Origin of the sequence: Moritella sp. 28, assembly GCF_018219435.1 — a bacterium.
Lineage (GTDB): Bacteria > Pseudomonadota > Gammaproteobacteria > Enterobacterales > Moritellaceae > Moritella.
The window spans coordinates 3,463,447-3,486,574 of sequence record NZ_CP056121.1 but is presented as its reverse complement, the minus strand read 5'-3'; the positions used below and the strand labels follow the sequence as shown (position 1 = coordinate 3,486,574).

General features: G+C 39.7%; 24 protein-coding genes. 14 read left to right on the top strand and 10 right to left on the bottom strand.

What is annotated here, in order from left to right; translation table 11 throughout:
• Window positions 1-26: 26 nt before the first annotated feature.
• From rsmS to dinG, 4 genes are all read right to left on the bottom strand, one after another.
• Entirely contained in the window at window positions 27-191 is a 165-nt protein-coding gene (gene rsmS / locus HWV02_RS15400; RefSeq protein ID WP_211672305.1) for a pleiotropic regulatory protein RsmS, read from the bottom strand.
• Between the two features lie 70 nt (window positions 192-261).
• Entirely contained in the window at window positions 262-900 is a 639-nt protein-coding gene (gene priC, locus HWV02_RS15395; protein WP_211688570.1) for a primosomal replication protein PriC, read from the bottom strand.
• Window positions 888-1,667, bottom strand: coding sequence for a TSUP family transporter (locus tag HWV02_RS15390; protein WP_211672303.1), 780 nt, complete (start codon window positions 1,665-1,667; stop codon window positions 888-890). The genes priC and HWV02_RS15390 overlap by 13 nt, the downstream gene beginning before the upstream one ends.
• Window positions 1,667-3,730, bottom strand: a complete 2,064-nt coding sequence (gene dinG / locus HWV02_RS15385) for an ATP-dependent DNA helicase DinG (RefSeq protein WP_211688568.1) — start codon at window positions 3,728-3,730, stop codon at window positions 1,667-1,669. The genes HWV02_RS15390 and dinG overlap by 1 nt, the downstream gene beginning before the upstream one ends.
• Before the next feature lie 458 nt (window positions 3,731-4,188).
• On the opposite strand from dinG, the gene HWV02_RS15380 reads away from it, so the two are divergent.
• The 4 genes from HWV02_RS15380 to HWV02_RS15365 all read left to right on the top strand — a co-directional run bounded on the left by HWV02_RS15380 (window position 4,189) and on the right by HWV02_RS15365 (window position 9,282).
• Window positions 4,189-4,887: a response regulator transcription factor gene (locus tag HWV02_RS15380; RefSeq protein ID WP_211676643.1), complete on the top strand. Its 699-nt coding sequence runs from the start codon at window positions 4,189-4,191 to the stop codon at window positions 4,885-4,887.
• A complete protein-coding gene (locus HWV02_RS15375) occupies window positions 4,874-6,280 on the top strand; it encodes an ATP-binding protein (protein WP_211676642.1) in 1,407 nt (468 codons plus the stop codon). Before HWV02_RS15380 ends, HWV02_RS15375 begins: the two co-directional genes overlap by 14 nt.
• Before the next feature lie 70 nt (window positions 6,281-6,350).
• Window positions 6,351-7,763, top strand: coding sequence for an ATP-binding protein (locus tag HWV02_RS15370; protein WP_255550393.1), 1,413 nt, complete (start codon window positions 6,351-6,353; stop codon window positions 7,761-7,763).
• Between the two features lie 166 nt (window positions 7,764-7,929).
• Window positions 7,930-9,282, top strand: a complete 1,353-nt coding sequence (locus HWV02_RS15365; protein WP_255550390.1) for an ATP-binding protein — start codon at window positions 7,930-7,932, stop codon at window positions 9,280-9,282.
• Window positions 9,283-9,316: 34 nt separating this feature from the next.
• Here HWV02_RS15365 and HWV02_RS15360 read toward each other — a convergent pair whose 3' ends face one another.
• From HWV02_RS15360 to HWV02_RS15350, 3 genes are all read right to left on the bottom strand, one after another.
• On the bottom strand, window positions 9,317-10,915 hold the full coding sequence (locus tag HWV02_RS15360) for an AMP-binding protein (protein ID WP_211688565.1): 1,599 nt from the start codon (window positions 10,913-10,915) through the stop codon (window positions 9,317-9,319).
• Between the two features lie 321 nt (window positions 10,916-11,236).
• The gene (locus tag HWV02_RS15355) at window positions 11,237-11,575 is read right to left on the bottom strand and encodes a universal stress protein UspB (RefSeq protein WP_211688563.1); all 339 of its coding nucleotides are present in this window, start codon (window positions 11,573-11,575) and stop codon (window positions 11,237-11,239) included.
• Between the two features lie 115 nt (window positions 11,576-11,690).
• Window positions 11,691-13,784, bottom strand: a complete 2,094-nt coding sequence (locus tag HWV02_RS15350) for a neutral/alkaline non-lysosomal ceramidase N-terminal domain-containing protein (RefSeq protein ID WP_211688561.1) — start codon at window positions 13,782-13,784, stop codon at window positions 11,691-11,693.
• A gap of 396 nt (window positions 13,785-14,180) precedes the next feature.
• Here HWV02_RS15350 and emrD point away from each other — a divergent pair, with 396 nt between their 5' ends.
• Complete coding sequence (emrD, locus tag HWV02_RS15345) at window positions 14,181-15,401, top strand: multidrug efflux MFS transporter EmrD (RefSeq protein ID WP_211688559.1); 1,221 nt, start codon at window positions 14,181-14,183, stop codon at window positions 15,399-15,401.
• Window positions 15,402-15,437: 36 nt separating this feature from the next.
• Here the strand turns inward: emrD and HWV02_RS15340 are convergent, their stop codons facing one another.
• Entirely contained in the window at window positions 15,438-15,653 is a 216-nt protein-coding gene (locus tag HWV02_RS15340; protein WP_211676636.1) for an acetyltransferase, read from the bottom strand.
• Window positions 15,654-15,766: 113 nt separating this feature from the next.
• On the opposite strand from HWV02_RS15340, the gene HWV02_RS15335 reads away from it, so the two are divergent.
• Both HWV02_RS15335 and HWV02_RS15330 read left to right on the top strand, forming a co-directional pair.
• Complete coding sequence (locus HWV02_RS15335) at window positions 15,767-16,357, top strand: DUF938 domain-containing protein (RefSeq protein ID WP_211676635.1); 591 nt, start codon at window positions 15,767-15,769, stop codon at window positions 16,355-16,357.
• A gap of 130 nt (window positions 16,358-16,487) precedes the next feature.
• A complete protein-coding gene (locus tag HWV02_RS15330; protein ID WP_211688557.1) occupies window positions 16,488-17,093 on the top strand; it encodes a DedA family protein in 606 nt (201 codons plus the stop codon).
• 52 nt (window positions 17,094-17,145) lie between these two features.
• Here the strand turns inward: HWV02_RS15330 and HWV02_RS15325 are convergent, their stop codons facing one another.
• On the bottom strand, window positions 17,146-17,436 hold the full coding sequence (locus tag HWV02_RS15325; RefSeq protein ID WP_211688547.1) for a nitrogen fixation protein NifW: 291 nt from the start codon (window positions 17,434-17,436) through the stop codon (window positions 17,146-17,148).
• 228 nt (window positions 17,437-17,664) lie between these two features.
• Between HWV02_RS15325 and HWV02_RS15320 the strand changes: the two genes are divergently transcribed.
• From HWV02_RS15320 to HWV02_RS15290, 7 genes are all read left to right on the top strand, one after another.
• Window positions 17,665-17,874: a hypothetical protein gene (locus HWV02_RS15320; RefSeq protein ID WP_211680389.1), complete on the top strand. Its 210-nt coding sequence runs from the start codon at window positions 17,665-17,667 to the stop codon at window positions 17,872-17,874.
• Between the two features lie 11 nt (window positions 17,875-17,885).
• Window positions 17,886-18,389 carry a superoxide dismutase, Ni gene (gene sodN / locus HWV02_RS15315; RefSeq protein WP_211676633.1) on the top strand — a complete coding sequence of 168 codons (504 nt, stop codon included), beginning with the start codon at window positions 17,886-17,888 and terminating at the stop codon, window positions 18,387-18,389.
• A gap of 32 nt (window positions 18,390-18,421) precedes the next feature.
• Window positions 18,422-18,691, top strand: a complete 270-nt coding sequence (locus tag HWV02_RS15310; RefSeq protein WP_255546846.1) for a S24/S26 family peptidase — start codon at window positions 18,422-18,424, stop codon at window positions 18,689-18,691.
• Window positions 18,692-18,774: 83 nt separating this feature from the next.
• On the top strand, window positions 18,775-19,692 hold the full coding sequence (locus HWV02_RS15305) for a metal ABC transporter substrate-binding protein (RefSeq protein ID WP_211688545.1): 918 nt from the start codon (window positions 18,775-18,777) through the stop codon (window positions 19,690-19,692).
• Window positions 19,692-20,546, top strand: coding sequence for a manganese/iron ABC transporter ATP-binding protein (locus tag HWV02_RS15300; RefSeq protein ID WP_211676630.1), 855 nt, complete (start codon window positions 19,692-19,694; stop codon window positions 20,544-20,546). The genes HWV02_RS15305 and HWV02_RS15300 overlap by 1 nt, the downstream gene beginning before the upstream one ends.
• The gene (locus tag HWV02_RS15295) at window positions 20,540-21,397 is read left to right on the top strand and encodes a metal ABC transporter permease (protein WP_211676629.1); all 858 of its coding nucleotides are present in this window, start codon (window positions 20,540-20,542) and stop codon (window positions 21,395-21,397) included. Before HWV02_RS15300 ends, HWV02_RS15295 begins: the two co-directional genes overlap by 7 nt.
• The gene (locus HWV02_RS15290) at window positions 21,394-22,299 is read left to right on the top strand and encodes a metal ABC transporter permease (protein ID WP_211676628.1); all 906 of its coding nucleotides are present in this window, start codon (window positions 21,394-21,396) and stop codon (window positions 22,297-22,299) included. Before HWV02_RS15295 ends, HWV02_RS15290 begins: the two co-directional genes overlap by 4 nt.
• Here the strand turns inward: HWV02_RS15290 and HWV02_RS15285 are convergent.
• Window positions 22,285-23,088, bottom strand: coding sequence for a class I SAM-dependent methyltransferase (locus HWV02_RS15285; protein ID WP_211688543.1), 804 nt, complete (start codon window positions 23,086-23,088; stop codon window positions 22,285-22,287). The two genes, HWV02_RS15290 and HWV02_RS15285, sit on opposite strands and share 15 nt — an antisense overlap.
• Between the last annotated feature and the right edge of the window lie 40 nt (window positions 23,089-23,128).

The following is a 23,128-nucleotide window of genomic DNA, read 5'->3' as shown; positions in this document are numbered from 1 at the left end:
GGTCTTACTCACTAATGAGTGACTAATTAACTAACGTTGTTTGTTGTTTCAGTTCCAAGTTTACGTTGAAAATCTTGTTGTACGATTGCCAATGCTTTGATCACTGTTTCTGTCGGTAGTTGGCTTTCTTCAAGTAGTTGGATGAGGTCAACGGCAAGTTTTATATGTTTTGGCGCGTTTTCTAGCGACATAATAAAGAATCCTTACTTATTTTAGTTATATATTGCATATTAAGATTTTTAATTGGTAACGAAATTGTTATTACATAAGATCTTTCTTTTGTTCATAGCGTTGTAACTGTTGGCGGACTTTTGCTGTTGCAGCCTGACAACGTTGTAACCTTTGCCTCGTTTGTTGTAATTGAAGTGGATCGGTTTGTTGATCTATCATTGCTTGCAAACGGCGTTCATACTCTATTTGTTGCGCTAATTTTTGATATAAATAGTGTGATTTCTGCAATAACTTCTTCGCAATAACAGCATAATTTGTTTGCTCATCTTTGACTTCTCCACGCCTAAAATGACACTGTCGTAATACGCCATTAATAGCTCTAAATTGATGTGCTACTTTTTCTAATAACACGTCCTCTATAGATAATGTATTTTCTGGCGATGAGCTTGGCTGCTTTGTGTTGGTTGCCTGTTTATCAACACTCTTATCAAAACTCTTATCAAAATAGTGTTGTAAACGCGTCATACTCTTTTCTAATTCAGCTATGTATTGCTGAATATCGTGGCTGTTACCGATAAATAAGCCAGGGTAGAACAAGGCGCGATCGCGTAATTTATAATTGATGGTCGTTGTGTGACTCGAGTTGACTTGCTTACTCAACTCACTCAACTGTTTAATACGTTGGGTGAGTTGGTTGAGCTGTTGTTGCTGACGGGTTATTGTAGCCATGCTTGATAAGCCAGCTTAAAGGCAATAATAATAACGACAGTAATGAATAATGGGCGAATGAACTTAGCCCCAAAATGAATAGCTGTATGTGCACCAATGATCGCACCAACCATAATTGATAAACCCATGCTTAAACCCAGATACCAATTGATGTGGCCAAGGTAAATAAAGGTCAGCAGGGAGGTGAAGTTACTGGTAAAGTTCATTGCTTTAGCAACACCAGAGGCAAACAGGATATTAAGTTTATACAGTGCCATTGTTGAGACAGTCCAAAATGCACCGGTACCTGGGCCTGCGACACCATCATAAAAGCCGATAATACACCCTTGTAAGCCCTGCTTTTTATGTAGTGCAGGGTTATCATCAGGTAAGGTTTCACCTGTGTGTTCTTGGGTTTTGCTAAAGATAGAATAGATAGCAGTAAAGATAATAATGACGGGTAATAATTTCTCTAGCCAAGCGGTGCTGATGACGTTAACTACGAAGGTACCACATATAGCTCCGGTGGCTGTAAACAGAAATGATCGCCACCAAAATTTGGGATTAAATAAACGCTTCTTATAGAAGGTTATTGCTGCAGCGCATGAACCAAAACTGGCAGCCAATTTATTGGTACCTAATGCAAGGTGTGGCGGTAGGCCTGCACTGAGTAATGCGGGTACTGTTAATAAACCACCACCGCCAGCAATAGCGTCAATGAAACCAGCAACCAGCGCAACGCTGCATAAAATTATAAAAACCGAAGGTTCTAAACCAAGTTCTAACATCAAAACTCTATATTTCTTTTATAAGGGGGAAGCGAATTAAGCAATGCTGGTCCATAGCGTTTACTAACAACTCGCCGATCAAGTAGCGTGATTCTACCAGAATCTTTCTCTTTTCTCAGTAATCTACCACAAGATTGGATCAATTTTTTACTGGCTTCGGGAACTGAGACCTGCATGAATGGATTTCCACCAGATTTAGTGATCCATTCCGATTGCGCTTCTTCAACAGGGGAGGTCGGCACTGAGAATGGGATTTTAGTGATAATTAAATTTGTGAGTAAATCCCCAGGTAGATCAAGACCTTCAGATAAGCTACTCGTTCCAAATAAGATGCTGGTTTTATTTGCTTTCACGTTTTCTGCATGTTTTTGTAATTGTTCGGCACGTGAACTTTCTTTTTGTACCAATAGTTCTAATTTTGTTGTACTACGAATAATTTCAGCGACTTGATTCATTTGTCGGTACGAACTAAACAACACCAAAGATGCTTTTTTGTCCGGCAGTAAACTTGGGAGTTTTTCTGCTAATAACTCAGTGAAACCGTGCTCATTTGGTGCTAGTGCTAAATTAGGTATATATAGCTCTGCTTGTTCAAACTCAAACGGTGAGTCGAGTTGCAGGTGCTGCGTTGATTCATCATTTAATAAGCCGACTTGGCGGCGGAAATAATTAAAGTTGCCGAGTGAGGTTAATGTTGCTGAGGTCAAGATCGCAGCGCCACATTGCGACCACAACATGTGTTCTAGTTTACTGTCAACATCAATCAAGCTAGCTGCAAAGATATGGTCGTCTTGGCGAGTGCCACTTTTCTCTACCCATTTTGCCAGTGGTGTGCCTTTTGTTTCTTTAATCAACATGTTCCACACTTGATGCAGATTCTCGATGCGTTGCAGGTAAAAACCCACTTCGGCAATGAGTTTATTTGCTTTAACTTGTGGCAACTGATCTTGTTTTACTTGTTCGGCAAGAATATCAACAATTTTTGCTGTTTGGCTAACGCCACGTTTGGTTTCATGATTCATGTTTGCTGCCAGTTCTGCTAACGATTCTGGTAGTTCGCCATCAGCAAAGCGCCAAGAATCATCACTAAATTGGCGATCGTTAGCGGACATTAAACTGTGGACCTTGGTGAGTTCTTTACTGATAGTATTGATTGAACTGAGCAGTTTTGTGACCGGATCGGATATCTCGCTTGACGCGATAGTTTGCGTGAGTTGGCGCATTGATACCGCCATGGTTTGTAACCAGGCTTTTGCGCCGAGTACCGAAGCATGCGCTGACGAGAAATCACGGGTAATGCGTGGTAAATGATGGGCTTCATCCAGTACGTAATAACAGTCTTCTGGTTTTGGTAGAATAATGCCGCCACCAAGCTCTAAATCAGCTAATAATAAGGCGTGATTTACAATGAGCACGTCACATTGGTCCAAGGCTTCACGTGCTTTATGAAAAGGGCAATTACGGTGTGCGCTAAATGATTTACTGCAACTGTGACGGTCTGAAACAATTAATTGCCAAATATCGCCGGGGATCTGGGTGGGCCAACTGTCGATATCGCCTTTCCATTTACCTGCTGCGTAGGCCGTAAACATGCGCTTGATAAGCTGTAAATCGCGTTTTTTAGGAACTGTGGCTAAGTCAGCAAGTAGTTCTATTTGGTCATCAGCTTGCGAAAGCATGGCAAGCTTTTGTTCACAGCAATAACGCTGACGACCTTTCACCAAGGCAAACTCAAATTTAAGCCCTGATTGGCGGCGAAAGAAAGGCAGTTCTTTGTGCAAAAGCTGCTCTTGTAGTGCAATGGTGGCTGTTGAAATGACGAGGGTCTTTTTCGCTTCGGTGGCGAGCGGGATCCCTGCAATCAAATAAGCTAATGATTTACCTGTTCCTGTACCTGCTTCGGCTATAATTAAACGACGATTTTTATCAAAATTACCGGCGAGGGTTTTTGCCATTTCAGCCACAAGGATATTTTGTGATTTACGGACTGCAAAGTCAGGCAGTGAATCGCGGATGTTCTGATAAACATCACGAATAGCTTGTTTACTCTTATCTGAAAGCATGTTTACTCTTATCTGAAGCATGCTTGCTGTTTCTGCAAGCACGATTTAAAGCCAAGGTCATTAGGATTGTATTTTAGCGTAATTATACCGTCTGTATAGATATTAAGTAGGGGAACACTGATAAAATCACAGTAGTTTATAAAAATATTGACTGGCTGCTTGATTACTACTGACAAAGCTGACAAAGCTGACAAATTAGAGACTGAAAGCTTACGTTTTGTTTTATATGATTGCGTTGTTATTCATACGTCATAGTGTAAAGGCATTCATATAACTAAATTCGTTAGTATTACAGTATTGTTAGGGTTATTATTTGATCGCTATACTTGGGTTATACCGAAAAATTACAATATTCATACCATTAGACTAAATGATAGTGAACTAAACTTACCTAGCGCTTAAGTGTTTTCTTATCCCTGTATTTTACTTATTTATAATGACATAAGGTTTCTTTGAACATGTTAGAAAATGGCAAAAAACACATTTTAATTGTTGAAGATGATTTAGAGATTTGTCGTCTTCTCGACATGTTTTTACGCACTAAAGGATATAAAGTATCACTTAGCAATAATGGTACAGATGGACTCGCCGATATCATCAGATTACAACCTGATCTGGTGGTATTGGATATTATGATGCCGGGTATGAACGGTATTGAAGTGTGTAAGCAAAGTCGTGAAACTTATACTGGGCCTATTATTATGCTTACCGCTTGCAGTGAAGAAATATCTGAGATTGCAGCGTTGGATACGGGCGCTGATGGTTATCTGCATAAACCGTTACGACCGCATATTTTACTCTCTCATATTGAAGCATTGTTACGCCGCGAAAGCAGAAGTAAGAAAAATGATAATGCGTTAAGTCATACTGGTACGTTAACGATAGATACATTGAAGCGTTTGGTTACCCGTGATAATGAAGAGATTATCTTAACCGGTGCAGAATATGAAATGTTGGAATATTTAGCAAAACAAGCGGGAACAATTGTTAGCCGTGATGAGTGTTATCAAGCATTAAAAGGGGTTGAATTTGATGGCTTGGATAGAGCACTCGACATGCGCTTATCCAGTTTACGTAAAAAGATAAAAGATGATGTAGCACCGTATCAAATTATCAAAACAATTCGCTGTAAGGGCTACCTTTTTGTTAAACAATAATATATTGACTAATCTCAATCGAGTAATAAACCGTAATAAGGGTCATACACTTTTTTTTAAGCTGTATCTCAGTATTACGACCGTAATCATTGGTAGCATAGTATTATTTGTAATCATCATTTACAATTATTTTAACAATGCTGAATTTGTATACAATGCTAATTTTGTTGCACGTTTACTGGATAATTTTGAGGAAGGTAGTGAACGCTGGGATATGGAAGTGGATCTATTAAGCCAATTCACGGGTTTTTCAATTCAAACGTTATCCGCGAAAGAAGTATTAAAATATCACCAACGACATGAATTATTGGATGTTATTGATCAGGATAATGATACACCACCTTTACCTATTGGTATTGGTTGGGGCGGCGTGCATGTATATGATAACGCTAACGCTAATGATGAACGCTTGGCTGTAATCATCCCGTATTATGACAAGTCACTACTCATTATTGATACTATTTCTAGTATGGATGCACCCATGGAGGGGCCTGATGACGATAACGATGCTTTATTTTTATTATTGGGCTTTATCTTTTTGAGTATCGCATTAGTGCTGTATGTCGCTGTGAAAAATATATCCGATCATGTTTATAAATTGAGTTTGGCAAGTCAGGCATTAGCAAATGGTCAGCTCGATACAAGGGTTGTCGACAACATACCCGCCCCCTTAAATCAAATGGCGGTAAGTTTTAATGAGATGGCGATATCCTTGCAGTACTCACAGCATCAACAACAGGTTATGGCCAATGCAATTGCGCATGAGTTACGCACACCGTTAACGCGAATTCAATTAGTGATGGGATTATTAAGTGATGAAGAACATAGTACATATACGACTGAATTACATAATGATTTAAGCCGTTACACGGTTGAAATGGAAGCGTTGGCCAATGATATTTTGATGTTGCAAACGATCGAACATAAACCTTCATTGGTGCATCAAATCGTCGATTTAAGTGAGTTGATGCAATCACGTAAAATTGAATTTCAACGCCAATATCCTAGTGTCTCGCTTTCTTCAGATGTCGATACGGTTAGGGTTGATGCAAACCCTCGTTACCTGCAACTTATAGTTGATAATTTGGTGAAAAATGCGTGTTTATATGCGGATTCAACCGTCAAGCTTAGCCTAAAAAGTGATCTTGAGTATTTCAGTATTATTGTTGAAGATGATGGAGAAGGTATTTCGCCGTTACAACGTGAACAAGTATTGGATGCCTTTACACGTTTAGATAACAGCCGAAGCAGGCAAACGGGTGGTTTTGGTTTAGGTTTAGCTATTGTAAATACGATAGTTAAAACAATGAAAGCGGATATTAATATTGGCAGCAGTGAGTTGGGTGGCGCTATGTTTGTCGTTAGGTTTAAGCACGTTGTTAGTATCGCTTAGGGCTTTGTTCACTGGCTATAGCACTCCCCGAGCAAATAATTAAAACAATTCGTTGTGAGGGGCTAGCTTTTTGTTAAACAATAATATGTTTTCTAATCTTAAAAAATCTATCAATCGTAATATGGCTAATACGCTTTTCTTTAAGCTATATATCAGTATTAGCACTGTTATTATAGGTAGTATTGTCATTGTTTCGTTAGTTATGGATTACTACTATGATAATCTTAATAATGATGCATTTGTGCACGATGCTAGCTTTGCTGCCACACTACTTGATGACTTTACCGCAAGTACTGACGATTGGAATATGGAAGTAGACTTATTGAGTCGGTTCACAGGTTTTACTATTGAAACTATCTCGGTGAAAAACGCATTGGCATATCATCAAAAGCATGAATTGTTGGACGAAATTGATATAAAGCAAAATATAAACTACCCACCATTACCTGCAGGGATTGGTAAATGGGGGGTGTATGTATATCGACATGAAGAAGAAAGTGGACGTCTTGCTATTATCATTCCGCATCATGAAGGGTTATTGCTCATTATTGACCGTTTAGAAGAGGCGTACCCGATAGATGGGCCTGAAGATTTGGAAGATAATTATCCTGAGCTATTTTTATTAGGTTTTATCTTTTTGAGTATCGCTTTGGTGCTGTATGCCTCAGTAAAAAATATATCTGATCACGTTTATCGGTTGAGCACTGCAAGTTTAGCCTTAGCAAACGGGCAGTTAGATACTCGAGTTGACGATAAAATACCAGCCCCGTTAAACCAGATGGCGGCAAGTTTTAATGAGATGGCTATATCATTGCAGCACTCCCAGCATCAACAACAGGTTATGGCCAATGCTATTGCGCATGAGTTACGCACACCGTTAACGCGAATTCAATTAGTGATGGGATTATTAAGTGATGAGGAACATAGTACATATACGACTGAATTACATAATGATTTAAGCCGTTATACAGTTGAAATGGAAGCGTTGGCTAATGATATTTTGATGTTACAAACGATCGAACATAAACCTTCATCGGCGCATCAAATCGTCGATTTAAGTGAGTTAATGCAATCACGTGAACTTGAATTTCAACGCCAATATCCTAGTGTATCGCTTTCTTCAGATATCGATACGGTTAGAGTCGATGCAAACCCTCGTTACCTGCAACTTATCGTCGATAATTTGGTGAAAAATGCGTGTTTATATGCAGATTCAACCGTCAAGCTTAGCCTTAAAAATGATCCTGAGTATTTCAGTATTATTGTTGAAGATGATGGGGGAGGTATTTCGCCATTACAACGTGAACAAGTATTGGATGCCTTTACACGTTTAGATAACAGCCGAAGCCGGCAAACGGGTGGTTTTGGTTTAGGTTTAGCGATTGTAAATACGATAGTTAAAACAATGAAGGCGGAGATTAATATTGGCAGCAGTGAGTTGGGTGGCGCTATGTTTGTCGTTAGATTTAGACTCGTTGTTTAATTTAGGTGTCGTGATTTAAATGCAAAGTTTTGTTAGTATCGCTTAGGGCTTTGCTCATTAGCTATATCACTTCTCTCGAAAATCATTAAAACAATCCGTTGTAAGGGCTACCTATTTGTTAAGCAATAATATGTTTACTAATCTTAATCGAATAATAAACCGTAATATGGCACATACACTTTTTTTTAAATTGTATATCAGTATTACCGCCGTTATTATTGGCAGTATTGTGTTTGTTACTATGTTGATTAATTATTATGACGATACTGATACTGGGTTTGTACACGACGTTAGCTTTACGGCTGTGTTACTCGATGATTTTGTCGAAGATACTGACCGTTGGAACATCTCGGTGGAATTACTGAATAAAGTCATCGGTTTTACTATTAAAAAAATGACCGCTAAACAAGCATTTGATTATCAGCTGCAGCATGAATTATTATACGAAATCAATCTTAACGAGGAGAGCGATACTCCGCTTTTACCAGCAGGAATTGGTAAGGTAGGGGTATATTTACATACCGAAGAAGAGAATGATCTTCTTGCTGCGGTCCTCCCGCACAATGATGGTTTTTTACTCATCATTGACAATCCTGAAATGATTTATTCTAAGGGTTATTCAGAGGATTGGGAAGATAGTGGGCCAGAACTATTTCTATTGGGTTTTATCTTCTCGAGTATCGCATTAGTGTTGTATTCCTCAGTCAAAAATATATCTGATCATGTTTATCGCTTGAGCACCGCGAGTTTAGCCTTAGCAGATGGCCAGCTCGATACGCGAGTTGACGATAAAATACCCGCTCCCTTAAACCAAATGGCAGCAAGTTTTAATGAGATGGCGATATCCTTGCAGTACTCACAGCATCAACAACAGGTTATGGCCAATGCAATTGCGCATGAGCTACGCACACCGTTAACGCGAATTCAGTTAGTGATGGGATTATTAAGTAATGAAGAACATAGCTCGTACACAGCTGAATTACATAGTGATTTAAGTCGTTACTCGGTTGAGATGGAAGCGTTGGCCAATGATATTTTGATGTTACAAACAATTGAAAATAAACCTTCATCGGCACATCAAATCGTCGATTTAAGTGAGTTGATGCAATCACGTGAAATTGAATTCCAGCGCCAATACTCCCACGTATCTCTCTTTTCAGATATCGATACGGTTAGGGTTGATGCAAATGCTCGTTACCTGCAACTTATTGTTGATAACTTGGTAAAAAATGCGTGTTTATATGCGGATTCAACCGTCAAGCTTAGTCTTAAAAATGATCCTGAGTATTTCAGTATTGTTGTTGAAGATGATGGGGAAGGTATTTCACCATTACAACGTGAACAAGTATTGGATGCCTTTACACGTTTAGATAACAGCCGAAGCCGGCAAACGGGTGGTTTTGGCTTAGGTTTAGCGATTGTAAATACGATAGTTAAAACGATGAAGGCGGAGATTAATATTGGCACCAGTGAGTTGGGTGGCGCTATGTTTGTCGTTAAGTTTAAGCACTCAAACTGAAGTTGAGTGCTTAACTAAAAATAGCTTTCGTTATTTATACGGTACGTAATTCACGACGTAAAATCTTACCGACTGCTGTTTTTGGTAATTCATCTATAAATACGATCTGCTTAGGCACTTTGTAGCCGGTTAAGAAATCCTTACAGTGAGAAATAACATCTTCTTCTGCAAGATCTTGGCTTTGTTGTGATCTGACGATAAATGCCTTCACTGCTTCACCTGTCTTTTCTAGTGGTACGCCAATTACAGCCGCTTCTTGGATACCCGCGTGATTAGATAAAATCTCTTCGACTTCATTAGGGTATACATTAAAACCCGACACAATGATCATGTCTTTCTTACGGTCAACGATTTTGTAATACCCATTATCAAGTCGCTCTGCAATATCACCGGTTTTGAAGTAACCATCACTTGTCATTACTTCTGCTGTTGCATCATCACTACGCCAGTATCCTTGCATTACTTGTGGACCGCGAACGGCTAATTCACCAGCCTCTCCAGGCGCTACTTCTTTATCATTTTCATCAAGCAGTTTAATTTCAGTTCCTGGTACGGCAGATCCAATCGAACCAATCAAAGTTTGCCCTGGTAGGTTAAAAGTAACTACCGGTGCTGTTTCTGATAATCCATAGCCTTCACAGATATCGCATCCTGTTACTTCTTTCCATAGCTTAGCGGTTGAGCTTGTTAATGCTGTACCACCAGAAGTCGTAATTCTTAATTGACTGAAGTCGAGACCTCTAAATTCAGGAAGAGAACATAAGCCTACAAATAAAGTATTAAGACCAGAAATAGCAGTGAATTTGATGGTCTTAATTGAATTAATAAAACCAACCATGTCACGTGGATTTGGAATCAATACTGAGTGAGCGCCAGTGCTGAAGTACAGTAGTAGGGTGATATTAAATGCGTAAATATGATAAAGCGGGAGTGGTGATACAAGAATTTCTTCACCTTCGGTAATCAAGCAGGTTAAACGACCCTTCGTTTGAAATGTATTACTTAATACATTGCTGTGACTTAGCATTGCGCCTTTTGATAAACCAGTCGTGCCGCCTGTGTATTGTAAAACGGCTAAATCATCAAGATTACAAGTCACAGGTTGATAAGCGCAGTTTTCACCAAGAGCAATCGCGTCGAGTAATGAAATAGTATCTAGCTGCTCTGAGCCTTGTTCTTGTGGCGCAAGTAAATCGGCTGCATGCGTTGTGATCACTGTTCTGATGTTGGTATCAGGCAGGACTTTTTCTGCTACAGGGAGTAGATCTGATAGGATCACTAATGCAGAGGCTTCTGAGTTATTAAACTGGTGTAACATTTCTCTTGGTGTGTAAAGTGGGTTGGTATTGACTAATACTAATCCTGCACGTGTAGCACCATAGGCTGCAATTGGAAATTGAGTGATACTGGGTAACTGAATTGCAATTTTATCACCGGGCTTTAGATCTGTATGATTTTGTAAATAAGATGCAAAAGCGGCAGAAAGTCGGTCAATTTCTTTAAAGGTAAGCGTTTTTCCTAAGCAAGTATACGCTGGTTTATCAGCAAACTTTTCACATGTTTGTTGTATCAAATCTGCAATACAATTGATTCCGTTCAATTCGATTTTTTCTACAGCGGCATTCGATAACATATAATTCTTCCTATCTATCAAGTTGTGTTGTGAATATAAGGTGGTACCTAGTTTTAAAGTTTGTTGCTAAATACCCGTTACAAACGGGTTATTCAACCTGAATTTATTTGAATAATAAATTTAAACAGTCGTATGATTTATTATATTACAGTTGAATTTGTGGATTGCCGCGATCAATACGACGTTTCTATAAATAGATTAGCTAATCGGTTTAGTTTATATGCGAAATGTTGTTCGAGGATACTTTACAGGGGAAGCTCGAATTAACTGCAATCATTAATGATATTGCAGTTAATTTGGATAATATTTTCACTTGGGTACTTATAAATCGAGGTACATTAACACTGGGATGAGAAGAATATTAAAAACGACGAGGTAAGTTGCCAAAGTGAATATCTTCTTAACCTTATTACAACGATAGATAAAGTATTCATCAAAATGATGTAGATGTTCATCACGGCGAATATAATGGAACAGTTGCATCTGTTTGTTGTAATTACCTTCGGTACTGAAAAATACACGCCCATTAACACGTTGGTAAAGCAGCGGATCAATATCTTTCATGCGATATAGCAAGCAACGTAATGATGACACTGCCCGTGCTACATTAATGAGAGTAATAATAGAGAAGGCGATAAAGATTAGATCACTATTATTCATACTATCTCCTCAGTGACGGCTTTCATTGTACCTAACTGATAATCTATCTTACCTTAATGAGTTTAATATAAATTTTGGTTTTCGGTAGGCATAATCCAGAAAAGCCGTGTTAATTTTACTTAATTGTATTGGTTACGCTGAATAATTTTGAATAGAGCTCTGGTTGTGATTGTCGCGCTGCAATTGTAAAACGGTAATTTCCAATTATCGGATTATACCAACGTGCTTGGTAGATCCCCATATTATGTCTGCTGCTTGCTAGGTAGCGGACTTCAATATCATAGCCTTCATCAGAAATAGGCATGTGTCCTCTTTTGACATCCTCCCATTTACCCTGTTGGTTTTCTTCTATTTTAACGAGTGGGAGATGAAACGAAATTTCAGCAGGATTTACATCTACCCATTCAAATTTGATGTAGTTCTCTTGTTCGTTATCTGAGGGAGAAGGTCCATGATGAGGGCTTATCATTTTTAGAGTCGGCTGCGCGTGTACCGTCCGTTGTCCAGCGCTTTTTTCTTGAGCAGATAATTGGGGTTTAATGGTAACGTTATAACGCCATATCGGTAAGGTCTCATTGATGGTGTTGTTTTGCATATCCTGAGCAAGGACGCTTAATTGGGCGCTGAGATAAGCGGTTGTATATTTACCATATAACGTATGTCCGCCTTCATAGTATTGTTGAAAATACTCTTCCTGTGTTGTGCTATAACCAAAATAACCATTTGCATTGCTGGTTACCCAGATATGCTTAATGGGCTGCTCCTCACGGCTAAAAGCGTTTACCACATGGCGGGTTATTCGTCGTCCAGCTTCTGCGGTGACTTCAAACGGTAAGGGAATGATGGCCGCGTCGTTAATTCTGATTAGCTGGAATAAAACGGTATTCGGAAAACTCTTGATCGGCGCTAATAATTGTTGTGGGTATTTATAACCGAGATAGGCTTTATTACCTTGACAACCATCATTAAAAAACCAACTTCGAGTGACCGCGCTACCGCCGCGGAAGAATGGATTTAAGCCAAGGTAAGGAGTTCGACGTTCATAAGCCCCTCCGGCAACGGGCGCACCGACTGCAGGCGCTTTACAAAGTGTGATATCACCTATTCTGTTATTGTGTTGAATGTTGATTTCTCTTGCAGCAGTGGTGATATTTATGGTGCTAGTAAGTTGAGATGAAAGGGCGTTAAACAAACTAATCGACTCTTTACCAATACCTTTGCCTAAGCGCTTGGCGGCAGGCCAGTTGACATTAAAATGTGTAAATAAATTATCACCAAGATCGGGTAGTGCTGGGGCCATATCTCCTTGGGTACCAGTTGTTAAGGCATGTACTATAGGCCAAGGTGTGAGGTACTGTTCTTGAATATGCCATTGCAGGTCTTTTTGTGCATAAGCAAATAAATCTGCATTATAAACTTCTACCGCAGGGCTTAGTGCCGTTGCATGTACCGAAAAACTCGAAAATGCGGCAAGTGGTTTAAACTGGCCTAAATGATCTTTTACATCAATACGGATCATAGATAATGTTGGATTTACAGCATTAAATTTAGCGTCCGGATCCTTGGGGTCTATCCCACTTATATTGTTGTTATATAAATAAGCGCTTAATGAACGGTTACGATTATAGCCGTATATATCACGCTGACCCGTGGCTATTTTGGCTGTTTTTTGTTGCGAAATGGCTTGTTGAATACCTGTACTAATTTGTTGAGTTAAAAAGTTTAAATATTGCTCGTCTAAACCTGCCTGACTCGACATGTGTTTATTGTAAAAATCATTCTCAAAATGGTTTGCAGGTGCGGAATGTGTATGTGTGGCTGTTATTACAATATCACTTATCTTTAGTCCTAAATTGGCAACCTCTGATGCGACCTTGTGGTGCAGCAGTAATGACGCTGAGGTCAGGTCTGTTTGTACTAATGCTGTCGCATTGCCTTGCCCATCATTAATATAAATCACTCTGGCTTTTAGGCGAGTCCTGAAACCGACACCTTTATTCGCCATGACTGAATAGCCACCCATAGCCATGCCCGGAGGTGGCGTTATATCAACGGATATTGCGCCAGCAGTTGCGATACCTGTCGATACAATAGGGACGGGGTTTGGTGGTATTAAATTAAGTTGTTTTTTCATTGAGCACGCTGGCAGATAAAGTGACGCAACCAAGATAATTAGCGGTGTGATAAACCGTTTTAAAATGAAAATCATATGACTATCCTTAGTCTTGATTATGCAAATAGAGGCAGCCATGCCTTCACTATAGCTTCAAATTATAGAAGGACTTTACGTCACTTGCAATGCAGTAAAGGTGAGGTTGAAGTGATTAAAAAGCATTGAGATATACGAGGTCGATAGGTGTATGTTTATGCATTAGATAAACTAATGTTTTTGTGGGTGAAAAACTACGGTGTTAATACATCTTTTTTACTTGCTCTGTGATGCCTTCAAGATTATTATTCCGCCTGAAATGCAGAGTAAGATATTGTATATATGGATTTAGCCTGTCACCAATCTTTTCATTATCAATCAAGATAGAGTTTAACTCTATAATCTACGGTTTTTAGTTATAAATCCCGATTTTTATTCTTAACTTATTGTGAGGGTATGGTTGTGCGTCAACAATCGTCTTCTGCCAACATGGCAAAATTACTATTTCTAATTATTATTCTGACAGCTGTCGGGCAAATGACACAAACGATGTATGTGCCCTCTATCGCTGCAATGGCAAGCGATTTTGCTGTACAGCCCACGTATTTACAAGCTGTTATGGCAGCTTATTTGATTCCTTATGGGTTATCACAGTTTGTCTATGGGCCATTGTCGGATCGTATCGGTCGACGACCAGTGATTATAGTGGGGATGCTGATATTTTTATTGGGAACGTTAGGTGCGCTGCTCGCATCGTCTTTTGAACTGTTTCTATTGGCAAGCTTTATTCAAGGTGCTGGTACGGGCTGTGCGGGTGCTATGTCGCGGACGGTAACGCGTGATTGTTATGATGGGGCATCATTACACAAAGCAAATAGCTTAGTGAGTATGGGCGTGATTTTTTCACCTTTACTTGCACCTGTGGTTGGTGGTTATCTGTCAATGGCGTTTGATTGGCATGCCAGTTATGTGTTTTTACTGATTTTTGGTGCCTTGGTTACATTAGCTATGTTTGTGATGTTTGATGAAACATTGCCTAAAGAAAATCGTCGTAATGAACGCGTTTGGATAAGTTATAGTTATGTGCTGAGTAATCGCCAATTTCAAGGGTATGTATTTTGCTTGATCGCAACATTTGCGGGGATTGCCGTATTTGAAGCGGCTGCAGGGGTATTACTCGGCAGCGTGTTAAAACTCGATCCAACCACAGTAAGCTGGTTGTTTGTATTGCCACTGCCGGGATACTTGTTAGGTGCGTGGTTATCAGCAGCATTAACAGCGCGTATCGGTCAACGCCATCTATTTAATATTGGCATGGCGACACTGATCATTGGGGCCTTGATTATCTTTATACCGGGAATGGCTGGACTTGTTACTGTGGTATCGCTGATCGGTGGTGGGTTTGTGTCGTTTATTGGTGCTGGCATTATATTCCCTGCAGCAACGACCGCGGCAATTCAACCTTTCCCACATCACGCAGGTACAGCGGGGGCTATTTTAGGTGGTATGCAAAATTTAGGCGCAGGTCTTGCGACTCTAGCTGCATCTTTAATGGGCGCAAAGGATCAATTTAACCTTGGTTCTGTGATGTTAGTGACTGCTGTTCTGGTTGTGTTAAGCCTGCTTTGGGTTCGTCGTCGTTTCGCGAATGACGCAGCAATGACACCGAGTTTATAAATGAATGACGTGGGAACAGGGATGTTCCCGTTTGAATTAATGCTCATGTTCTCGATAATGAGGATCGGTCCAGCAGCGTGGTAGTTCTTCGCCAGATAGAAAAATGAGATCTGATTTCTTAAATGATTCAGGGTCTTGTTGCTCTTCGCCTACCTGATAACGACCTAATACACTATCGTGGTATAGATTAGTGAGATCATCTTGTCCTATTACTTCTATCATGTCGTTATTGCTTCTATGTTTAAAAAACATAATTGGCTCCACTCATTAGCTGTTTTCTACTAGTCAAGTATAGCTTGCGGTTACCTTTTATTTTTATTATCGTTAAACTGTTCATGGCAATGGACAACTGATGTAGGTGTAATATGACAAAACCTTTCTCACAATCGTGTGAAAATAATAAACAAGCTATTTTGAGTGTTCTCAATAGCGAGTTCATTCAACCCCAGAGGATATTGGAAATTGGTACGGGAAGTGCACAGCATGCCGTGTATTTTGCTGCGAAATTACCGCACCTTACTTGGCAAACAAGTGATCTAGCGTGTAATCATGCTGGGATTAATTGCTGGTTAGACAGCGTGTCGTTGACTAATTTACAACGGCCATTATTGTTAGATCTACACCAGCCTTGGCCGATTGAAAAAGTGGATGGTATTTTTACTGCGAACACTTTACATATTGTTAGCTGGCCTTTAGTTAAAAAATTCTTTCAAGGTGTTGGTGAGCATTTGTCATTAGGTGGCAAACTATGTATTTATGGCCCGTTTAATTACATGGGGAAATTTACCAGTCAAAGTAATGCTGATTTTGATGTGTGGTTAAAGGATCTTGATGCGGAGCGTGGTATTCGCAATATTGAAGCGATTAGCAAGCTTGCAATTGAACAGGGGCTTACATTAATACATGATCATACTATGCCAGCTAATAATCGTTTATTAGTGTTTGTGAGGTCTTAGTTTTTCGCTAACAGATAAACCTCTTTCACACGAGGTGCAGCCGCGACAAGCAGAGCGTGTTTTACTGCTTCGGTCTAGTCGACCACGCAGCACTTTACAATAGGCATTTTTTAACATAAAAGTGAATTATATGGAATACATTCAGCATATTATTAATGAGATGAGCCCACTCTTACAGGAATATGGTTATTTTATTCTAGCGCTGATGGTCGCAATTGAAGGTATGGGGATTCCTGCACCGGGACAATCGTTATTAATCGTTGCCAGCTTAGTAGCATCACAAGGACAAATGTCATTGCCGCTTGTATTGCTCACTGGGTGGGGAGCAAGCCTGTTTGGTAATACTTGCGGTTATATGATTGGTCACAAATTTAGTCACATTATCAGCAGTAAAAATTGGATAAAGGAACAAAGGTTACAGAAAATTAATACCTTTATAGAAAAGTATGGTCTGCTTGGCTTGGTATTAAGTCGTTTTATTGAAGGTGTGAAGCAATTTATGTGTTTAGGTTGTGGGATTGCTAAAATGCCATTCAAATTTTTTATGTTAGGTAACGTTTTAGCGGTCAGTATCTGGATTGTCTGTTTTGGAGTATTACCCGCTTATTTTTATCACGATCTTGGTGCTATTATCCATTTTTATCACCTTCATCAGCAACAAAGCTGGGCAATAGTAGGTAGTATTTTATTATGCTTAGCACTATTCATTACGTGGAAAAATAGTACTAAGAAATAACACCTTAATTTGTTCAGTTACTCATCATCTTCGGTTAGCGTGGTGTGATTTATTAACGTCTTTCACAAGATGTGCAGCCGCGACAGGCTGAGCGTGTTTTACTGCTTCGGTCTAGTCGACCACGTTGCACTTTACAATAGGCATTTTTTAAGCAACGTCGATAATCAAACCAATCTTGCGGTTTTGTTAGTATCACATAACCGTTAAAACGTTTAAGCAGATCATCTTGCCATTCATGCATCAAGGCGCTGTCAAAACCAATATCAAAATAGCGTAATAGCGCCGAGATACTTGTTAATTTTTTTAATGTGTCTTCAATGCTGGTGGCGGGTGCTGTTGGCATGGCTATATGTATCTTAACTGGTAGTGATGACGGTGGATTGTGATATTAGACATTTTCTCATCTTGCTTGGTGAGCGTAAATGTAAATCAGGGGTTTGATTGAAGTAGATCAAAATAAGCATTCTATCCGAGTATTAAGTATTATCTAAAAAGTGCTTTACTTAATAATGATTATCAAATATAAATAAGAACTATTATCATTTGTAAATCATAATTAAACAGGATGTTTATGACTCAATCTCTTACCCCCCAAAAAATACTGACCGCGTTAACCCTTACTTTAGCGAGCCCGATGGTTTTGGCACACGCAGGACATGATCACAGCGATCCACTGTCAGGGTTAATTCATTTACTTTGGATCGCGCCAGTTGTATTGGCTGCTGGATATGCAGTATTTGCTATTCGTCGTGCTAATCGCATTAAATCAACCGAAAAATAAGGGAAAACCGTATGTTATTTAAATTAGTATCGGCAATGGATAAGAAATTGTCATTTAGTCAGGTATCTGCGCATTGTGATATTCCATGCAAGATCTATGATCCTATCTCGGCGCAGTTAGCTGTACTCACAATGATACGTATGGTTGATTTATTGGATGAGTTTGGCTGTAAAGATTCTTTCAGCTTAAATGATCAAGCGCAATTTGGACGTTTAATTACCGAGAAAGAAGTGCATGGTTTAAAAGTGAAAGAAGAAATTCGAGTTATTTGGGGCGATTATATTAAACAGCCGCAATTAGAGCAGTACCCAGAACTACACGAGTTGACTCATAGTATTATGCTCGCAGCATCTAAAGCTAAGCAGAATATTGATAAAGACGCGACACTGGATTTATTAGCAAAAGTTAATCGATTTGCCGAAATATTTTGGGCTACAAAAGGTGTAGACACATTTACCGCCACATCACCGTACCCACCTGCGCAACAACTTGTTTATCCTAAACTCGATTGCTAGGTTTTCATATTAGCCGAGTTCGGGGGACGAGTATGTCACCTTGTATTCCCGAAGGAAGTTATGTCTTGGTTAACTGCTGGCATTCTCTGCTATCGGTAAAACCAGGACGAATTATTAAGGTTCGCCATACCCGTTATGGCGATATTATAAAAACCCTTGATCATATTGATGAACAAGGGTTTTTATGGTTACGTGGTGAGCATAAAAGCAGTATATCTACGTTTGAAATGGGACCGATAAACCAACATCAAGTGATTGGGGTTATTTGGTTTATCGCTAAATCCCCACCAATAAACATTTAAATGATAATAAGTCTCATTTGTATTGAGAAAATGTTTATTCCTTGTTAGTATTATCGGTATTGGATTAATAACAAGGAATTAACATGCTTCGTCAGTTTGGTTTTACTACATCATCACTACTCTTCTTCTTCTCACTTTTTTTATCCATGTCAGTGTGGGCTAGTTCTTCTTCAAAAGAGGAACATAAATTTAAAGTTGTCACTACGTTCACTGTGATTGCCGATATGGCCAGAAATGTTGCTGGTGACGCTGCTATTGTCACATCCATCACCAAGCCGGATGCAGAGATCCATAATTACCAAACGACACCGGGTGATATTCGTCGTGCGCAAGGCGCTGATTTAATTATCTATAACGGCCTTAATCTAGAGCTATGGTTTGATAAGTTTTTCCATAATTTACGTGATGTACCTAGCGTTGTGGTCACAGAGGGCATAGTACCGATGGGCATAGCGAAAGGACCTTATTCTGGAAAACCTAACCCTCACGCTTGGATGTCTGCGCCTAATGCATTGGTTTATGTTGAAAATATCCGTCAAGCACTGGTTAAATATGACAGTGTGAATGCTGCTATTTATAACCAAAATGCCAAGCGTTACAGCGCACAGATTCTCGATGCAGTTAAGCCATTTAAACAGAAAATTGCAGCAGTACCGAAAGACAAACGTTGGTTAGTTAGTAGCGAAGGGGCATTTAGCTATTTAACGCGTGATTATGATTTGAAAGAGCTTTATCTTTGGCCCATTAACGCCGATGCACAGGGCACTCCACAGCAAGTACGCAAAGTCATCGATGAGATCAAAGCCAACAATATTATCGCAATATTTAGTGAAAGTACGGTGTCGGCTCGGCCTGCACAGCAAGTCGCGCGTGAAACCGGCAGTCACTATGCTGGTGTGTTATATGTGGATTCATTAAGCGCGATTGATGGACCTGTACCAACCTATATTGACTTGCTTAAAGTCACGCTAAGTACAATAGCAGAAGGACTAAATCAATAATGATGGGATTAGAAGTTAATGATATCAGCGTGACTTATCGCAACGGTCATACCGCATTATTCAATGCCAGCTTTAGTTTACCTAAGGGTTCTATTACAGCGTTAGTAGGAATAAATGGCAGCGGTAAGTCTACCTTATTTAAGGCGATAATGGGGTTTGTTACTTTGGCTAAGGGCTCTGTAAATATTTTGGGCTTACCGGTTAAAAAGGCGTTAAAAAATAATTATGTTGCTTACGTACCACAGAGTGAGGAAATTGACTGGAACTTTCCTATTTTAGTCAAAGACGTCGTGATGATGGGTCGTTATGGACATATGAATATGCTGCGTATCGCGAAGCAAAATGATCACGATAAGGTTAATATGGCGCTTGATCGTGTCAACATGGGGGAATTTAAACACCGTCAAATTGGTGAGTTATCTGGTGGTCAAAAAAAACGGGTGTTTTTAGCACGTGCATTAGCCCAAGAAAGCCAAGTTATTTTACTTGATGAACCTTTTACGGGGGTTGATGTAAAAACGGAAGAACAAATTATGGCGTTATTACGTGAGTTACGTGAGGAAGGAAAAGTTATTTTAGTGTCCACACATAATCTTGGAACAGTGCCAGAATTTTGCGACAGAACCGTGCTCATTAATCGTACCATATTAGGTGCAGGTTTAACGCGTAACATATTTACCCAAGAGAACCTACAAAAAACGTTTGGTGGTGTATTACGTCATTTCATTCTAGCGAGTGATGAACTTCATGAGGATGATGATGCGAGGCAGGTGACGGTACTTTCTGACCATGAGCGTCCGGTTGTACTTTATGGCGAAGGTGAACAAACGTCTGTTGTGAGGGAGCGATGCTAGAGATATTGTATGTGCCATTTAGTTATGACTATATGGTCAATGCTATTTTTATTAGCTCGCTGGTGGGCGGCGTTTGTGCTTTTCTGTCTGCATATCTTATGTTGAAAGGCTGGTCATTAATTGGTGACGCGTTATCACATGCGATTGTTCCCGGTGTGGCAGCCGCATATATGCTGGGTTTACCGTTTGCTTTAGGGGCTTTTTTCTCGGGTGGTTTAGCGGCAACCACTATGTTGTTTTTAAACCAACGCACAAAGTTAAAAGAAGACGCAATCATAGGTTTAATTTTTACCTCATTTTTTGGCTTGGGTCTGTTTATGGTATCGCTGGCCCCGACATCGGTGAATATCCAAACAATAGTGTTGGGTAATATTCTGGCGATTACCCCCGCTGATACAGTGCAGTTACTCTTAATCGCGGGCATTTCACTGTTTGTATTAATATTAAAATGGAGAGATCTAATGGTGGTTTTCTTTGATGAAAACCATGCTCGTAGCATTGGTTTAAATCCAAATGCGTTAAAGATCCTCTTTTTTACCTTACTCAGTGCATGCACCGTAGCTGCACTGCAAACCGTTGGTGCATTTTTAGTTATTGCGATGGTAGTGACACCCGGTGCGACAGCTTATTTATTAAGTGACCGGTTTTCACGTGTGATTATATTAAGTGTTGTCATCGGATCCGTCAGTTCATTTGTTGGCGCTTACTTAAGTTATTTCATTGATGGTGCAACGGGGGGGATTATTGTGGTCCTTCAAGCGATAGTATTTATTCTGGCGTTTGTATTTGCTCCCAAGCATGGCTACCTAGCCGCTAGATATAAAGCCAGACAAACGATAAGGACGCTATGATGGTTACATTACTTGATACATTATCTGAGACAATATTAAACGCAGTATTAGAGCCTTTTTCATTTACTTTTATGCAGCAAGCATTCGTTATTGTGTTGTTAGTTGCGATTCCGACTGCTTTGTTGTCGTGCTTCTTAGTGCTAAAAGGTTGGTCCTTAATGGGCGATGCAATATCCCATTCGGTATTGCCAGGCGTGGTTGTCGCTTATGTGCTCGCTATTCCTTATATTGTTGGTGCGTTTGTTGCGGGAATGTTTTGCGCATTAGCGACCGGGTTTATTAAAGACAATAGTCGGTTGAAAGAAGATACCGTCATGGGCGTCGTGTTTTCGAGTATGTTTGGTCTGGGCTTGGTATTGATGACCAAAATAGAATCGGGTGTGCATTTAGATCATATTCTGTTTGGTGACGTCCTTGGGGTTACATGGCACGATATTTTAGAGGTGGGGGTTATTGCCTTTCTCGTTGTGGCGTTTATGTTGATTAAAGGTAAGGATCTATTAGTATTTGTATTTGATCATCAACATGCTAAAGCCATTGGTTTATCGACAACTGTATTACATTATGGTTTGTTATCGCTATTATCATTAACTATAGTTTGTGCGCTAAAAGCGGTGGGTATGATCTTGGTTATAGCAATGCTAATTGCCCCCGGTGCAATTGCATTTTTACTGACGAATAAATTTCAAAGTATGCTGTTTGTTGCCTTGCTGATTTCGTTACTGACGTCATTTTTAGGGGTGTATTTAAGCTTTTACCTCGACAGTGCACCTGCACCGACGATAATCATGCTATTGAGTATTACGTTTGTTTTGGTGTTTATTTATAGCAGCTACCAGGCGAAAGTAACTGCATCAAAATATTTACACAGTAATGTAGCGGGAGAGCTAAGCTGTTTGTAAGTCAGCAAGCCATTGCTGTTCAAAGTCTTTCATCCGTAAGTGCTTACGTGAGTTTTCATGGGCTTGTTTGTGCTGGTCTGATGTAAATGGACCTGCTTGACAGTAATGACAGCAATCGTCACCTAATATTGGCGGTTGCGTGAGTTGGGCACTGAGCGCTTGTGTAAGCTGGTTCCCTGCTCGTTGACTCCATACGTAAGTAATACCTTTGGTATCTTTAACATGTTTATCACGATCGACATTACGTACACGGTATCCAGGGAAGTTTACAATGTCGAAATTCATTTCACCCAAGTAATTAATATCGGTATTGAGTATCAGCGAGTGTTGAATATTCCATTCAGAATAGGGTTTTACGTCTTTACTGGTGATATAACACAACTGTGGGCCAGTGGGATCTAACAATTGTTCGCTTGCATTAATCAAAAACTGACGTAAAAGCCGACGATTAAGCGTATTGATCCCAATACCCGCGCATTTTTCATTGAATTCTGATTTAGACGTGAACCCTGGTACTAATGGAAATTGAAAAATAACCAAGTCAAAGCTATGTTTAGCCACTGTAGACCAAGTCTCTGGGTTGGTTATATCGAACTCAGTTAAAACTTGGCAATGGCAGTTTAATAGTTGTTGATGAAAATCATCACCGTACTTAGATTGTAAGGTGTTGAGAGAATCATAAATCGTTGCTGTTAAGTGTTGCGGAGCATGGTGTCTAAATAAAGCATTGGAGAATGACAGATCACCATCACCAACTGTTAATATGCGCCATTGTGGATCAATATACATGGTCAGAAACACTCACTAATACTATAAAACAGAATATTAT

Excerpts from the sequence above, each read along its gene's own strand:
- HWV02_RS15310 (WP_255546846.1), top strand. The coding sequence starts at position 18,422 with ATGTCACCTTGTATTCCCGAAGGAAGTTATGTCTTGGTTAACTGCTGG.
- HWV02_RS15290 (WP_211676628.1), top strand. The coding sequence starts at position 21,394 with ATGATGGTTACATTACTTGATACATTATCTGAGACAATATTAAACGCA.
- HWV02_RS15340 (WP_211676636.1), bottom strand. The coding sequence starts at position 15,653 with ATGTTTTTTAAACATAGAAGCAATAACGACATGATAGAAGTAATAGGA.
- HWV02_RS15330 (WP_211688557.1), top strand. The coding sequence starts at position 16,488 with ATGGAATACATTCAGCATATTATTAATGAGATGAGCCCACTCTTACAG.
- dinG (WP_211688568.1), bottom strand. The coding sequence starts at position 3,730 with ATGCTTTCAGATAAGAGTAAACAAGCTATTCGTGATGTTTATCAGAAC.
- HWV02_RS15360 (WP_211688565.1), bottom strand. The coding sequence starts at position 10,915 with ATGTTATCGAATGCCGCTGTAGAAAAAATCGAATTGAACGGAATCAAT.
- HWV02_RS15300 (WP_211676630.1), top strand. The coding sequence starts at position 19,692 with ATGATGGGATTAGAAGTTAATGATATCAGCGTGACTTATCGCAACGGT.
- rsmS (WP_211672305.1), bottom strand. The coding sequence starts at position 191 with ATGTCGCTAGAAAACGCGCCAAAACATATAAAACTTGCCGTTGACCTC.
- HWV02_RS15355 (WP_211688563.1), bottom strand. The coding sequence starts at position 11,575 with ATGAATAATAGTGATCTAATCTTTATCGCCTTCTCTATTATTACTCTC.
- HWV02_RS15320 (WP_211680389.1), top strand. The coding sequence starts at position 17,665 with ATGACTCAATCTCTTACCCCCCAAAAAATACTGACCGCGTTAACCCTT.
- HWV02_RS15380 (WP_211676643.1), top strand. The coding sequence starts at position 4,189 with ATGTTAGAAAATGGCAAAAAACACATTTTAATTGTTGAAGATGATTTA.
- HWV02_RS15285 (WP_211688543.1), bottom strand. The coding sequence starts at position 23,088 with ATGTATATTGATCCACAATGGCGCATATTAACAGTTGGTGATGGTGAT.
- HWV02_RS15295 (WP_211676629.1), top strand. The coding sequence starts at position 20,540 with ATGCTAGAGATATTGTATGTGCCATTTAGTTATGACTATATGGTCAAT.
- HWV02_RS15365 (WP_255550390.1), top strand. The coding sequence starts at position 7,930 with ATGGCACATACACTTTTTTTTAAATTGTATATCAGTATTACCGCCGTT.
- HWV02_RS15335 (WP_211676635.1), top strand. The coding sequence starts at position 15,767 with ATGACAAAACCTTTCTCACAATCGTGTGAAAATAATAAACAAGCTATT.
- HWV02_RS15325 (WP_211688547.1), bottom strand. The coding sequence starts at position 17,436 with ATGCCAACAGCACCCGCCACCAGCATTGAAGACACATTAAAAAAATTA.
- priC (WP_211688570.1), bottom strand. The coding sequence starts at position 900 with ATGGCTACAATAACCCGTCAGCAACAACAGCTCAACCAACTCACCCAA.
- HWV02_RS15390 (WP_211672303.1), bottom strand. The coding sequence starts at position 1,667 with ATGTTAGAACTTGGTTTAGAACCTTCGGTTTTTATAATTTTATGCAGC.
- sodN (WP_211676633.1), top strand. The coding sequence starts at position 17,886 with ATGTTATTTAAATTAGTATCGGCAATGGATAAGAAATTGTCATTTAGT.
- emrD (WP_211688559.1), top strand. The coding sequence starts at position 14,181 with ATGGTTGTGCGTCAACAATCGTCTTCTGCCAACATGGCAAAATTACTA.
- HWV02_RS15350 (WP_211688561.1), bottom strand. The coding sequence starts at position 13,784 with ATGATTTTCATTTTAAAACGGTTTATCACACCGCTAATTATCTTGGTT.
- HWV02_RS15305 (WP_211688545.1), top strand. The coding sequence starts at position 18,775 with ATGCTTCGTCAGTTTGGTTTTACTACATCATCACTACTCTTCTTCTTC.